The 14653-nt window shown below is 52.5% G+C and carries 12 protein-coding genes; 8 read left to right on the forward strand and 4 right to left on the reverse strand.

Going from position 1 to position 14653, the window contains the following annotated elements:
- The first annotated feature begins 33 nt into the window (after positions 1–33).
- The gene (locus tag ACN0WW_RS12680) at positions 34–849 is read left to right on the forward strand and encodes a peptidyl-prolyl cis-trans isomerase (RefSeq protein WP_417613037.1); all 816 of its coding nucleotides are present in this window, start codon (positions 34–36) and stop codon (positions 847–849) included.
- Positions 846–1835: a HupE/UreJ family protein gene (locus tag ACN0WW_RS12685; protein ID WP_417613039.1), complete on the forward strand. Its 990-nt coding sequence runs from the start codon at positions 846–848 to the stop codon at positions 1833–1835. Before ACN0WW_RS12680 ends, ACN0WW_RS12685 begins: the two co-directional genes overlap by 4 nt.
- 67 nt (positions 1836–1902) lie before the next feature.
- On the opposite strand, the gene ACN0WW_RS12690 is transcribed toward ACN0WW_RS12685, so the two are convergent.
- The 3 genes from ACN0WW_RS12690 to ACN0WW_RS12700 all read right to left on the reverse strand — a co-directional run bounded on the left by ACN0WW_RS12690 (position 1903) and on the right by ACN0WW_RS12700 (position 4476).
- The gene (locus tag ACN0WW_RS12690; RefSeq protein ID WP_417613041.1) at positions 1903–2670 is read right to left on the reverse strand and encodes an SDR family NAD(P)-dependent oxidoreductase; all 768 of its coding nucleotides are present in this window, start codon (positions 2668–2670) and stop codon (positions 1903–1905) included.
- A 5-nt stretch (positions 2671–2675) separates the two neighbouring features.
- Positions 2676–3608, reverse strand: coding sequence for an SDR family oxidoreductase (locus ACN0WW_RS12695; protein ID WP_417613043.1), 933 nt, complete (start codon positions 3606–3608; stop codon positions 2676–2678).
- Positions 3609–3702: 94 nt separating this feature from the next.
- Positions 3703–4476, reverse strand: a complete 774-nt coding sequence (locus ACN0WW_RS12700; protein ID WP_417613045.1) for an SDR family oxidoreductase — start codon at positions 4474–4476, stop codon at positions 3703–3705.
- 127 nt (positions 4477–4603) lie between these two features.
- On the opposite strand from ACN0WW_RS12700, the gene ACN0WW_RS12705 reads away from it, so the two are divergent.
- The 5 genes from ACN0WW_RS12705 (at position 4604) to ACN0WW_RS12725 (ending at position 10862) form a co-directional block, all read left to right on the forward strand.
- Entirely contained in the window at positions 4604–4984 is a 381-nt protein-coding gene (locus ACN0WW_RS12705; RefSeq protein WP_417613047.1) for a VOC family protein, read from the forward strand.
- Between the two features lie 5 nt (positions 4985–4989).
- The gene (locus tag ACN0WW_RS12710; RefSeq protein WP_417613049.1) at positions 4990–6819 is read left to right on the forward strand and encodes an acyclic terpene utilization AtuA family protein; all 1830 of its coding nucleotides are present in this window, start codon (positions 4990–4992) and stop codon (positions 6817–6819) included.
- Positions 6816–7631 (forward strand): TIGR03084 family metal-binding protein, encoded by an 816-nt coding sequence (locus tag ACN0WW_RS12715; protein ID WP_417613051.1) that lies wholly within the window; start codon positions 6816–6818, stop codon positions 7629–7631. The genes ACN0WW_RS12710 and ACN0WW_RS12715 overlap by 4 nt, the downstream gene beginning before the upstream one ends.
- Positions 7632–8088: 457 nt before the next feature.
- On the forward strand, positions 8089–9567 hold the full coding sequence (locus ACN0WW_RS12720; RefSeq protein WP_417613053.1) for a sugar transferase: 1479 nt from the start codon (positions 8089–8091) through the stop codon (positions 9565–9567).
- Positions 9568–9908: 341 nt separating this feature from the next.
- A complete protein-coding gene (locus ACN0WW_RS12725) occupies positions 9909–10862 on the forward strand; it encodes a UDP-glucuronic acid decarboxylase family protein (protein ID WP_417613055.1) in 954 nt (317 codons plus the stop codon).
- Between the two features lie 453 nt (positions 10863–11315).
- On the opposite strand, the gene galE is transcribed toward ACN0WW_RS12725, so the two are convergent.
- Entirely contained in the window at positions 11316–12338 is a 1023-nt protein-coding gene (galE, locus tag ACN0WW_RS12730) for a UDP-glucose 4-epimerase GalE (protein WP_417613057.1), read from the reverse strand.
- Between the two features lie 455 nt (positions 12339–12793).
- Here galE and ACN0WW_RS12735 point away from each other — a divergent pair, with 455 nt between their 5' ends.
- Positions 12794–14155, forward strand: coding sequence for an O-antigen ligase family protein (locus ACN0WW_RS12735; protein ID WP_417613059.1), 1362 nt, complete (start codon positions 12794–12796; stop codon positions 14153–14155).
- Positions 14156–14653 lie beyond the last annotated feature (498 nt).

Raw genomic sequence — 14653 nt, forward strand, 5'->3', positions numbered from 1 at the left:
AGCTGCTGCCGCCACTGATGGATTGTATGATATATGTTGGGTAAATTTGTTCGCGAGCCACTCGTCCATTTTCTGGGTGGCGCGCTGCTTGTTTTTGCTTTTTTCTGGGCGACCGGCGCCGACCGTGACCCGGCGGACTATAGGATCAGTATCGATCAGACAGACATTGACCGGCTCACCAGTGACTGGGTCCGGAATTTCCGGCGCCCGCCGACAGCGGATGAACTGGATGGCCTGATCGATCAGGAAATTGCTGAAGAAATCTACTATCGCGAGGCTCTCCGGCTGGGCTTGGACAAGGATGACCCGGTTATCCGGCGGCGGCTTTTCACCAAAATGCGCTTTATCGACAGTGAAAATGCGGAAACTTCTGCACCAACCGATGCAGTTCTGCAGCAATGGCTGAAAGAACATCCTGAAAAATACGCCCTCTCCCCGCTCTACGATTTCGAACAAATCTATCTGGGCCAGATCACCGCTGAACAGGCGAAAGAGCGGATCGAACGTTTGAAAGAAGGCGCCAAGCCCGCCGATTTGGCGCGATCGATTTCGTTGCCTGAAACAATTCAGAACGCCACCATTGCAGAAATCTCTCGCCAGTTTGGCGATGAGTTCGCAGGAGCATTGGACCAGTTGCCAACCGGTCAATGGGCTGGCCCCGTTGTGTCAGGTTTTGGCATGCACGCAGTACAGATCATCAAAAAAACACCGGGCGAGACGCCCGCTTTGGCGGACATCCGGCAGCAAGCAACCAATGACTGGCTGGCGGCCCGACGGGCGGCGCAGAAAGAACAGGCGCTTGCCGATTACCGGTCGCAATATGAAGTCACGGTAGCCGGCAGGCCATGAGATGCTGTTACGCTCTGTTGTGGCTGTGTGTCGCGCTTGCGCTGTTTCCAGCGCGCGCTCACGCCGATGAATTGCGCCCCGCCTATATCGAAATGACGGAACAGACGCCCGGCCAATGGTCGCTGCTATGGAAGGCCTCCACCAATTCGCGCCTTGGTCAGACCGGTGAGATATTAATCCCGGAAAATTGCGAAATCGACGGTGAGCCCCGGCGCGAATATTCCGGCAGCAATATTCTCACGCGCCTCGACCTGCACTGCGACGGATCGCTGCAGGGACAAACCATCGGTCTGCAAGGCCTGGAGCTATCCACCACCGACGCGCTGGTGCGCATCGCCCCGATCGACAGCGCCATGCAAACGGTCCGCCTGACCCCGGATCAGCCTGCGGCTACGCTAGCCGAACCGTCGGTGATCTCCAATGTCGCCGCGACTTATACGATCATCGGAATCGAGCATATATTATTGGGCTTTGACCATCTGCTTTTCGTGCTGGCGCTGGTGCTGCTGCTCAAGGGTGGCTGGCTGGTGGCCAAAACCGTGACCGCATTTACGGTGGCGCACAGCCTTACATTGGTCGGTACGACGCTTGGATTTCTGTCGCTACCCTCCCGGCCGGTTGAAGCGGTCATCGCACTTTCGATCATCTTCCTGGCTGTTGAAGTGGTAAAGGCAAAACCCGGCGAGATCCGCCTGTCCGAACGCTTCCCGTGGATCGTGGCCTTTCTGTTCGGCCTGCTCCACGGCTTTGGCTTCGCCGGTGCACTGGCCGAAATCGGCCTGCCGCAAGGCGATGTGCCGCTAGCCTTGCTGACCTTCAACCTCGGCGTCGAAATCGGCCAATTGGCCATTGTCGCGGTGGCGCTGCTGCTTTTGCACGCAATTCGCAGTTTCCAGAGCCAATGGCTACAGCCCACCAAGACCGCTATGGCCTATGGTATCGGGATCATTTCGACCTACTGGTTTATCGAACGTATGGCGATCTGAATAGTATCGGCAATAGCGGGCACCCGCGTGCCATCACAGCAAAGGTGGGCCGCAATCGCACTCAATCCTATTGAGCCGTATAGCCACCGTCGACGACAAATTCAGCACCGGTCACATAGGTGGATTCGTCTGATGCCAGAAACAGGACGCAATTGGCGATGTCGGCCGGTTCGCCGAGTCTGCCTGCTGGAATGGCCGCTTCGATAGCGGCATAATTATCCGAATTGCTCTCCGCTCCCAGGTCCTGCATATTGGTCCGGATAATTCCGGGATGCACTGTGTTCACGCGGATATTTTCGGCAGCGACTTCGAGCGCAACCGATTTGCTGAACAGCTTTACCGCGCCCTTTGACGCAGCATAGCTCGCGCTGCCCCGAAATCCAACGAGCCCGGCCACCGATGACATATTAACGATTGAGCCTCCGCCCGACTGCCGCATCGCACGGACCGCAACTTGGGTACCGATAAAGCTGCCAACAACGTTGACGTCAAACTGGCTACGCATAGCACCAACTGCCCGGTCGCTGGAAACAGGTGCTACTTCCAATATACCCGCATTATTGACGAGCACGTCCAGCCTTCCGTGTTTGGCCAGCACGTTCGCCACCACCTGATCCCAATCGTCCTGAGACGCAACATCATGCTGAACCGCCGACGCATCACCGCCTTTTTCGCGGATCAGTGCGGCCGTTTCTTCGACACCCTTCAAGTTGACATCACTGAGGACAACGGTTGCGCCCTCTTCAGCCAGTCGTTCGCCAATCGCAGCGCCGAGACCGGGGCGCGAGGCACCACCGGTCACCAGCACGATCTTGCCGTGCATACGTTTTGACATCGGCGTTATCCTGCTGGAGGTCTGTGCGCGTTTTCCGACCAATCCTGCCGCGCCGCCCATTCTTCCAGGGTCTCGAATTCGACTTCCGGCAGACGCTGCTGCATGAAGTCGGTATCCACTTCGAATGGTCTGGTTTCGTTATTGTTGTTATACTCGTAAAAAGCCGTGATCCCGGCCGCCATTGTTTCGCGATTTTCGGGCGGCACATCATCGCCAAAGGCTTCGACCAGATAGTCACCGAATTCCTTCGGGGTGCAGGGATCATATTTGATTTCATGTCCGAACACGCGAGAGAGGGTTTCGGCCACTTCCGGTGGCTTCAGGCGCTGCGGACCACCGATGTTCAGCCAGGAGCCTTCAAAGTCCGGCCGATCCATCGCGGCGACCATGCACTTGCCGACATCGTCGAGGCTGATCCAGTTGGCTTCGAGCGTTGCGTTGTGCGGATAGACATAACGCTTTTCATCAACGATGAACGGCCGCGCCCAGTTGGTCAGCAGATTGTCCATGAACAGAACAGAACCGAATACGGTAGCCGGCATGCCGGAACGGAAAATCTGGTTCACTGCGATCGTGTTGTTGCCATAGGTGAACGGATCGCCGGGACGCTCAGGAATCCAGCTCGACGTGTTCCAGACAAAACGCTCGGTGCCGGCTTCCTTGGCCGCAGCAGCGACCTTGCCAACCATCGAGGCGCGATCTTCGCGTGCTTGCAGAGGATGGGTATAGAAAACGGCATCCGATCCTTCGAACGCCGGAACCCAGGTCGATTCATCGGTCAGATCAATCTGGCGACACTCGTCCGCCGCATTTGTTCCGCCCAGATCGGGGTTTTCGCTACGCGACAAGGCGCGAACCTTGTGCCCTGCTGCTGCCAGTTGCCGAATTTGTGCGAGGCCTTGCCGACCGGTTGCACCAACGACTGATACCAATGCCATGATAATCTCTCCTGTTGCGTTTGGACGGACGCTAGAGGCGAAAATGGCTGGCCCCAATGCTCCATTTTATCAGGCCTATTTTATTAGGGAGCGATCACGACGCATTGGCCGCCAGCATCGCCTGCCAACGCTGCATGCCGGAGATCCAGCGCTCCGGATCGGCACCCTTCTGCTTGATATAGTCGCCGACCACAGGATGCGGCAGAATCAGGAAGCGCTCGTCACCAATCGCCTCCACGCACAAATCCGCAACATGTTCCGGGGTCACAATGCCGTCTTTGGCAACAGTGGCGGTATCGACGCCGGCGATCATCGGCGTATCAACGCCCTGCGGGCACAGGACAGAAACTTTCAGGCCATCTGCACCGTGGGTGATCGCCAGCCATTCGGCAAAACTCACGGCAGCATGTTTGGTCACAGAATAAGGCGCGGAACCGATTTGTGCCAGCAACCCGGCGGCCGAGGCCGTGTTCAGCAAATAACCACCGCCGCGCTCCAGCATTTTCGGTACCAGGATCCGAGCCGCCCGAATATGGGCCAGAACATTGATGTCCCAGATATTCTGCCAGGCGGCATCGTCGACCTCGACGCCGCCGCTGTTGATGATCCCGGCATTGGAAACGAACAGATCGATCGGCCCGATATCCGCCTCGACGGTTGCGATGAGGTTGCTGATATCCTCTGCCAATGACACGTCGGTCTTAATCGCGACGCCGCCGATCTCGTCGGCAACCGCTTGAGCTCCAGCCAGATCGCGGTCGGCACAGACAATCTGCTTCGGCCCTTCCGCAGCGAAGCGCCGTGCCATGGCCGCACCAATGCCGCTGGCGCCGCCGGTGATAACGATAATCTTGTCTTTCAATTCCATTTTGCTCTTGTCCTGCTTGAATAAATTAATCACTCGCTTAAAGATGCAGACCGGTTTGAACAATAGCTACATTGCCTTCCGGTCAATGCTCGCTGAAAAGTCTGGACCGGAAAAAGAGGAGAGAAAAATGTATAGTCACATGATGGTCGGATCGAACAATATCGATCGCTCAAAAAAATTCTATGACGCTTTGTTCAAAAGCATCGGTGGTCCGGAGGCGATAACCGACCCAAAAGGGCGGCTGATGTATATGCACAATAACGGCATCTTCATGGTTACCCCCCCGATCAACGGCGAAGCGGCAACTGCTGGCAATGGGATGACGGTCGGCTTTGCTATGGAAAGCCCTGACCAGGCCGATGCCTGGCACAAGGCCGGTGTGGAAGCGGGTGGCACATCCATCGAAGATCCTCCCGGCGTGCGGGAAAATCCGGGCATGAATCTCTATCTCGCCTATCTGCGTGATCCAGATGGCAACAAGCTCTGCGCCCTCCACCGGATGGGTTAAAGCCTATGTCAAAAAAAAGCGTCCGCATCGGCGGTGCAAGTGGCTATTGGGGGGAGAGCGCCATGGCCACGCCGCAACTGCTGGCTGCGGGCGTTGATTATCTCGTCTATGATTATCTCGCAGAGATCACCATGTCGATCATGGCCCGCGCGCGCGCCAAGGATCCTGCAGCCGGCTATGCCAGCGATTTTATCAGCGCTGTCCTGAAACCATACGCCAAGGCCATCTCCGAGCAGGGGGTCAAAGTGATAGCCAACGCTGGCGGGGTAAACCCGATGGCCTGCGGCGAAGCGGCCAGGGCGTTGATCAAAGAACAAGGCCTCGATCTTACCGTCGCAGTGATTACGGGCGATAATCTTCTGGACGAGCTGGATGCCATCGCGGGTCAGGCGCCAACCGAGATGTTCACTGGCGCAGCCTTTCCGGCAAAGGATCGGGTCGCCAGCATCAACGCCTATCTCGGTGCGTTTCCGATCGCACGCGCGCTAGCGGAAGGTGCGGATATCGTGATCACCGGGCGCTGCGTTGACAGCGCAGTGACGCTTGGTGCCTGCATCCATGAATTTGGCTGGTCCGAGAGCGACCATGATCTGCTCGCATGCGGCAGTCTGGCGGGGCATATTCTCGAATGCGGCCCGCAGGCAACCGGCGGCAACTACACCGACTGGGAAGACGCCGGCAACATCGCCAATATCGGCTATCCGATTGGCACTGTTTCAGCCGACGGATCGTTCACGGTCACCAAAGCTGAAGGCACTGGCGGCTGTGTCACGGTCGGCACGGTTTCCGAACAGATGCTCTATGAAATCGGTGATCCGCAGGCCTATATGCTTCCAGATGTGGTCTGCGATTTTTCCGACGTCGAAATAACGCAGCTCGGCGCCGATCAGGTTCGGGTTTCTCCGGCCCGGGGCTACCCGCCGCCGGATCAGTATAAAACCTCCCTGACCTACAGCGAGGGCTTTCGCGGCGGCACCTATGTCAGTTTTTATGGCTTTGACGCGGCCCGCAAGGCACAGAAATTCTCCGACAATGTCTTCGCTCGCGCGCGGAATATCCTGCGCGGCCACAATCTCGGCGACTATAGCGAAACCAGTGTGGAACTGATCGGGGCAGACAGCCAGTTCGGGGAATTTGCTGAAGTCCGCGAACCCCGCGAGGTCGTGGCAAAAATCGCGGCTAAACACAGCGAAGCGGCGGCGATCGGCATTTTGCTGCGCGAACTGACCGGCCTCGGTCTGGCGACGCCGCCGGGCCTGAGCGGCTTTTCCGGTGCGCGCGCCAAGCCCTCACCTGTCGTACGGCTATTTTCCTATCTTACGCCCAAACAATCGATTGCCATCCATATCGATGTCGACGGCCGCTCTATCGACTTTGCCGATTGCGAAGGACAATCTTTCCATCCCGAAGCGATCTCCAGACCGCCCGACCCGGTAATAAATGACAGCCCGGATGAGACCATCATTGTGCCTCTGATCAAACTTGCCTGGGCGCGCTCCGGCGACAAGGGCAACAAGGCCAACATCGGGGTGATTGCCCGTGATCCGGCCTTTTTACCCTATATTTGGGCAGCATTGACCACGGACTCCGTGGCAGCGCGCTTTGGCCATTTTATCGACAGCGGCGCGGGCACCGCACGAGTCGAGAAATTTCATCTGCCGGGCTCGCATGCGATCAATTTCCTGATCGACGCAGTGCTCGGCGGCGGCGGTGTGGCCAGCATTCGCAACGACGCACAGGGCAAGGGCTATGGGCAGATATTGCTCGCGCATCCGGTTGCGATTCCCGCGGCGATGGCGGGCAAGCTGGAAAAGCAGGAAGGATTTTCGAAATGATGCAGGAAGCCAGGGATTTCTGGAAAGAGAGCGACACGCTCGCGGCGGGCCTTGCCGATGCCGACGACGCGATGTTTGCCAAAGTCACCCAGTTCAAGAGCTGGACGATAGAGGATGTCATCGGCCATCTGCACATCTGGAACGCCGCGGCTCTGATGACCCTGCAGGATCCCGACGCCTTCCAGAGGTTCCTCGGCGATATCATGGGCGCCTTCAAGACCGGCAAAAGCCATATCGACGTGCAATATGAATGGCTGGACGAACATGCCGGTGGCGTTCGCGGCAAGACCCTGTTCGATGCCTATTGTGACTATTATCCCAAGCTCGCTGCCGCCTATGGCGAAGCCGATCCCGAGCAGCGTGTCGCCTGGGCCGGACCCGACATGACGACCAGATCGAAGATCATCGCCCGGCAGATGGAAACCTGGTCGCACGGGCAGGAAGTATTCGACATATTGGGCAAGGAGCGCCAGGATGGCGATCGCATCCGCAATATCGCCCATCTCGGCGTGACCACCTATGGCTGGACCTTCCGCAACCGCCGCCAGGAGCCGCCCGCACCCAAGCCCTTCGTCCAGCTGACCGCACCTTCGGGAACCGTCTGGGAATGGAATGATCCGCAGGACGACAATATGGTGCGCGGCAGCGCGGTCGAATTTTCGCAGGTCGTGACCCAGACCCGCAATATCGACGACACCGCGCTGGAAACGATCGGCGACACCGCTCGCCAATGGATGGAAATCGCCCAGTGCTTTGCCGGAGGCCCGGAGACACCACCGGCGAAAGGGACGCGGAGCGTTGTGGGCGGCTGAAATTGACGAAGCGATGAAAGCGAAAGCCCGTTAACCCGATTGGGACAGATCCTCTGTCGCCGGAAGGTCTTCGCGATCCCGGCATCGGCATGGCTGTAACTGACAAATGCGTTAAAATGCGCCGCTGGCGGACCGCATTTCTCTGCGTCTCCGAATTTTACCCCGCGATCGAATGTTCATACGAAATTTGCCCGATTGCCTGAATGGCGCGATCTAATAGCTAGTGGCAGTTTGGGGCGGTATGAAGGGGCTTCGACCTGCCGCCCGAACAGCGGACAAATGATCTGCCAACCCAGTGACGTAAAGGGGTAACTGCGGCGAAGGCTACTGACAAAATACCATGCCAATCCTGGTCGCCAAACAGCCCAGAAAGATAAAGTCATTGCGTGTTTTTGCTTAATTTTATATTAGCCGATTCGGGTCCGCGAAAAGATTTGCACTTAAGGAGCACGGCGCTGTGCCGAACACCATCGAATTCGAGGAGCCGTCTCCAATCTCATCATATGAACGAACGGTCGGCGAAGGTAAGCCGAGCGGAGCGGAACTTCAATTGATCGCGGAGCGATCCGACAAGCATGATATTTTGCTAAAGCGGCTGATGCGTAGGAAGCGGAAGCGGTTCAATTTGATAGCTTTGCATATCTTGGCGGACTTACTAGCCATAGTCTTCGCTTTTGCACTTGCCAACCTGTTTCGCTTTGGCGAAATTGACGTTGAAAAAATCTCTAAATTGCTATTTGCGATTACATCGATTTATGTATTAATCGCACTAAATAGCAAAGCTTACCAGACGAGTATCTTAACCGACCTTTGGAAAAGCGTAGGTCGTAGTGCTCAATCTTTTTTATTGGCTACCGGCGTAATACTGCTGATCTTGTTTTTGTTCAAGACAAGCGAAGAAATCTCGCGAGTAATGTTCGGATTCGGCACAATGGGTGCCGTTGCGATGATAACTTTGATGCGGTTCGTTTTGTTTAAATGCGGTAAGATTTATCTGGGAAAATCGCCTTACGCTGACCTTTGCATTTACGATGGTGTTGCGATTGGGGACTCTCCTAACGAAAGCGCAATATTGGCGGATGATTATGGCCTAGTGGCAGATCCGAGCGATCCGGTGGCGGTAAACCACTTCGGTTGCTTGGTATCTGACTTAGACCGCATTATTGTTCACTGCCCTCCCGAGAAACGCAACGCTTGGGTATTCATGTTACGAGCTCAGGACGTCATGTCCGAAATTGTCACGTTAGAGCTAGACGCAATTGGGCCTTTAGCAATCAAACAGAGAAGTGGCCATACAAGTCTGTTGATTTCAGCAGGCCACCTGAGGTGGGATCAAAAAATCCTGAAACGGACATTTGATCTATTTTTTGGTACAATAGCGCTTATTGGTGCCATGCCGATCATGATTGTGACCGCAATCGCGATTAAAATTGAAAGTAGGGGTCCTGTTCTTTTCAGACAGGAGCGTATCGGCTTGGGAAGCCGCACTTTCAAAATTTGTAAATTCCGTTCTATGAGAACGGATCTCGCCGACGCAACCGGGAGCAAATTAACCGAGCGCGATGACCCAAGAGTAACCGCAGTGGGTGAGTTTATTCGGAGAACTAGTATAGACGAGTTACCACAGCTATTTAATGTCCTTGGCGGCACGATGAGTTTGGTGGGGCCGAGACCCCATCCTATTCAGGCAAAGGCTGGGGCGCTGCTATATTGGGAAGTTGAACCAGAATATTGGCATCGCCATAGCGTAAAGCCGGGTATCACTGGCCTTGCACAGGTCAACGGTCATAGGGGCAATACTTTTGTGGAAGACGATTTACGTCGTCGACTACGATCTGATCTTGTTTATGCCGCAAATTGGTCGATACTCAACGACCTTAAGATCTTACTAAAAACGTTATCGGTGGTTCTACGGCGTAATGAAAATGCATTTTAATTCGCCCCTTCTTGAAATACCTTCCAGATTGGAATATGTCGCGAACCACGCTAAACAGCGCACGACACGCCGCTTATTGCAGATTGGCTCATCAACTGACGAGGGTTCAGAATAGTCGATATTTTGGCTATCACCCACTCTAGGGAGTTGGATAAGCATTCACCCGCTGCGCAAATTTCACTTGAATTTATAGTGTGGATAAAACGCTATTTGTGCTACTTTCGCTGTGTCCACTTCGATGAAATAGAAAACTTTAAATCCAGCAAATAACAGGGTTGCAAAACTCTGATCGTTGGTCAAAAGCCTGTTTGACCAGCACACTTATCAGGAGCACTTATACGATGGCCAGAACTCTCTACGGAAGAAAACGTGTTTTGGTTACAGGTGGAGCGGGATTTCTGGGCTCGCATTTGATTGATCGGCTACTAGAGAGGGGTGACGAAGTTCTTTGCGTGGATAATCTGTTTACCGGAGACAAGCGCAATCTGGACCATTTGCATGACGAGCCTCGATTCGAGTTTTTGAGACATGATATTTGCTTCCCACTCTATGTAGAAGTGGATGAAATATATAATCTGGCCTGCCCTGCGTCGCCAGTTCACTATCAACACGATCCCGTGCAAACGACGAAAACTTCGGTTCTTGGCGCGATCAACATGCTGGGCCTCGCTAAACGCCTTAATGCTAAAATTTTCCAAGCTTCAACAAGCGAAGTCTACGGCGACCCGCTGATCCATCCACAAACGGAAGGTTATTGGGGTAATGTTAACCCGGTCGGGATCAGGTCATGTTACGATGAAGGTAAACGCTGCGCAGAAACTCTCTTTTTCGACTATCACCGACAGCATGACTTGAAAATTAAAGTGGTTCGTATTTTTAATACCTATGGCCCTCGAATGCATCCCGCTGATGGTCGGGTCGTTTCTAATTTCATAATGCAAGCTCTGGAGGGTAAGCCTATTACGATTTACGGAGACGGGTCTCAGAGTAGATCGTTTTGTTATTATGAAGATCTAGTCGACGGCTTCCTAAGGTTAATGGATAATACGCCCAATAACTTTACCGGTCCTGTTAACATTGGCAATCCAAACGAGTTTACAATTAAGCAATTGGCAGACCTTGTGCTTGAAATTACTGGATCGAAATCAGAATTGATAAATGAGCCACTACCAAGTGATGATCCGACGCAAAGATGCCCAGATATATCGGTTGCGAAGCGGGAGTTGGATTGGGAACCGACCGTGCAGCTTCGAGAAGGCTTGGAAAAGACGATAGAGTATTTTCGAAACATCTAAATTCAATTCAATTCGGATAAGTAGCTGTCATCGGAACGGATTTTCTGTTCAGCTGTAGCCCCCCCAAAAAAAGGCTAGTTTATAAGTTAAAAACCAAGAAACTATTTATCGAGGGCAATCCGGGTGAGCTAACAACGGCTCACTGGTCACAGCAAAGGGAAATCGGCACGTATTACGCATTACAACACAGAGGCCGATAATTTTTACCTGTCAAACTGAAGCGCACTCCGCCTCTCTCGACAAAGCCAGATAGAGGAATTAGCCCCTTCTGGGACTTTGAGGCGTGCATGGACCGCAGTACAGTTTGGTGGCCAGAGTGGGCATTATAAATTGCCTGACTATTGATTAGCGTATGAGCTTTGACAGCTTTTACGCAGCACTCACAACTGCCGAAAGGGCAAGACTACTACACTTTCTGGGATAATTTTCAAATAAGATGGAGTGAACGGTCTCTCATTGAATGCCCATGAAGCGAAAGATATTCTCTTCTGATTTCATCCATTGGTTTGCTGTTGCTAGAATTGTTTCGATATCTGAAAATTCAGGATACCAGCCCAATTGCTCATTCGCTTTTTTCGGATCAGCCACTAACTCTGGTGGATCACCAGGGCGCCGAGGAGCGGTTTCTGCCGATAATTTGACGCCAGTAACTTGTTGGGCGATCTCTACCAACTGCTTGACCGATACGCCATTCCCAGTTCCTAGATTATACGCTTCGAAATTCGGCTCAGGCCCCAATTTGTCTAGCGCTTTTACGTGTGCATTTGCTAAATCTGTGACATGCAAATAGTCACGAATGCATGTTCCATCAGGAGTCGGATAGTCGTCTCCCATGATTCTAAAATTGTCATTCTTTCCGGAAAGCGCCAAAAGTACTAGTGGTATGAGATGTGTCTCGGGATCGTGCAATTCGCCAATTTCTCCGGCCGGATCAGCGCCAGAGGCGTTAAAGTATCGAAGCGCAATACAATTTAATTTCTTCTCCCCCTGGACCACATCCCGCATCATATGCTCACCCACCAGCTTCGTATAGCCGTATGGATTTATTGGTCGTTGTGGAGAATCTTCAGAAATAGGAATAGATTCCGGAATACCATAAGTAGCGCAAGAACTAGAAAAAACTAGTTTGGTTATCTCCATTTCTTGCATGACATCTAACAAGCTTAGCGTCCCAAGAACATTATTGTTATAGTAAAGCCGCGGTTTCACCATCGACTCCCCCACATAGGCGCAAGCGGCAAAATGAATAACCGCCTCGACTTGGTGCGCCTTTATAGCTTCCGTCAAAGCTAGGGAGTCTCGTATATCACCATGAACAAAAGGCCCATATTTCACTAGGCTCTTATTGCCGGTCGCAAGGTTATCAAAGACGACCGGCTGATGCCCATTTTGACGAAGCGCTTTACATGTGTGGCTGCCAATATAACCTGCGCCTCCAGTAACCAATACTTTCAACCGATTGACCTCATTTAGCATTATTAATCAATGAGGTACCACTAAGCGAAATGGACAAAAAGATAAAGGGGAAAACACTGACCCTTCAAACATTTGAGCAGCGGCATTACAGAGTTATAAAAATAGGGGATTTCTATACCGGGTGTGTTTTGATAGCGAAGCGAAACGTATATTGTCACGTCGATCCGCGTCGAAATTGGCCGCTAGCGCATCAAGATGGCAGCTCGACGCTGCGGACTGTAATCTTTTGGTAGCGTTAGCCAATTCGCATCGGCTACGAGGGCAAATTACGGCCCAATAACTCTGTTGTACAAATCATCAGATATTGCTCCAACGCCCCCCAGATCCCGACTATCAATTTGCTTGAATGACTAAAGTTGCCTGCTAAGCATCAAGCGGCCTGAGCGAGGGGTGCGGAATGTGAATGTTGCAACCCTTATTGGATTTTTTGAACAACAAATTGGGATAGTTTTCATATGAGGCAGAAAATCGCTGAAAGATTCGCAGCGCTTCGCGGCACAACAAGCCCTGCGTTGATGAGCACTGCTTGTCTTTTGCTAATTCTCGCAGTGACGCTCGGCGGCAGCCCAAATCGCCCCGGCCTTACACTCATCGCCATTCAATTGGTTTGCGCCATGTTGGCGGGACTGGCGCTATTTTCAGGAGCTTGGTCAAAGCTCGCGGAGCTCTCGGGCCTTCAAAAACTATTTTTGTCGTTAGTCTTTGTTACCCCGCTCCTCCAATTATTTCCACTGCCACCTGTCATGTGGCAAACTTTTCCGGGACGGGCCTTGGAAAATGAAATTCTGATTCTAATTGGTGCCGCTGAAAATTGGCGGCCTTTAAGCTTGGAGCCGTGGAATACATTATTCACTTGGTCGTTAATGATGCCAGCTTTTACGATGTTTGCGGCCACATTATGTTTAACCGATCGCGAGCGCAAATGGGTAGCCTTCCTGCTGATTGCGCTCGTGGCCATTTCCATCTTAATTGGTCTATTTCAGTTTGGTTCCAGAGGAACAATTCTGAATTTTTATAATAGCTCCCATAATAAATTTTTGTTGGGTTTTTTCGCTAATCGCAATCATCAAGCGTTAATGATTGTCGTTGGTGTCATTTTTGGATTGAATTTGATTGCTGACAGTCGGTTTAGTTCGATCATAGCGCTCGTAATGGTAGCAGTGGTGAGTCTGGTCGCGGTCTTTGGGACGTCATCTAGAATGGGGCTATTTTTATGGCTGGTGGCCGTTTCAGGCTGCAGCTTGATGTTCTTTTCTTACAAGAATAAAAAAACGCTATATTCGATCGCAATCTTGCTTGGCGTCGTTTTCGTCTCTGTGTTTTTTATTGCGCAGAACAAAGTTACATCGACTGTTTTTGAAAGGTTCGACCTCGTCGGCGAAGATGGAAGATGGTTGTTCTGGAAAAATTCTTTTGAAATTATCAAGAATTATTTCCCTTACGGATCCGGCCTAGGGAGTTTCGTTGCAATATATCAAAAAAATGAGACTCTGGACGAGATTACGCGTCTATATGTGAACCATGTTCACAACGATTATATCGAGTTTGTTGTGGAAACCGGAGTTTTGGGCTTGGCTATGGTTGGACTGCTTGTAACGCTAATCTTACGGCAATCGATGTCGGGCAACATCTTCAAACAACCCCGGCTTGTCCGAGCCGCGTTTGGGGCGACGGTTGTAATCATGTTACATTCCGTTGTAGATTACCCTCTAAGAACTCAGGCAATAGCAGTTGTTGCCGGGTTTTCGACAGCAATATGGTTCAGCGCGACTAGCAAAGTGCGACTTAGCGCAGGGTCGCCACTGGCCGCCGAATAGCCGGTTACCGCAGCTAGAGTCACAGTTTCGGACTTTTCCCGTCCGTGGTAGCGCACTACACAAGCGTGATGACGTAGGATAGCTTGACGATGACAATGGTTGATTGGCAGGAACAACAATTGCGCGGCGAGATGCCCTACTCTTCTATTAATTCACAGATTATGGTTGCGCATATGCACATACGCATGTTTGGGCGTCAGTCAGATGCGCCGCCAGTAATCCAAATATCCCAACATAATCTCGATTTATGACGTTGCCGATAGATTGCAGCATCTTGGGAATGTAGATTATTCGATCTGATATTATCCGGTACAGGCTTTGATGATGCTAGCCGTCGGCGCCTGAACGAACCGATCGGTAGCATGCCTTAAGTCCCCGGGAATCGCCATGGGATTTCAACCTTAAGCACAGACTTACTTGCGTAAGCGTGGCGCGGAGGCCGCCTTGCATGATGGCTTTGGCATAGGCTGATTGCCGTTCTTTTTGGAGCGGTGATAA

This window comes from Parasphingorhabdus sp., from assembly GCF_048269865.1.
Taxonomy (GTDB): domain Bacteria; phylum Pseudomonadota; class Alphaproteobacteria; order Sphingomonadales; family Sphingomonadaceae; genus Parasphingorhabdus.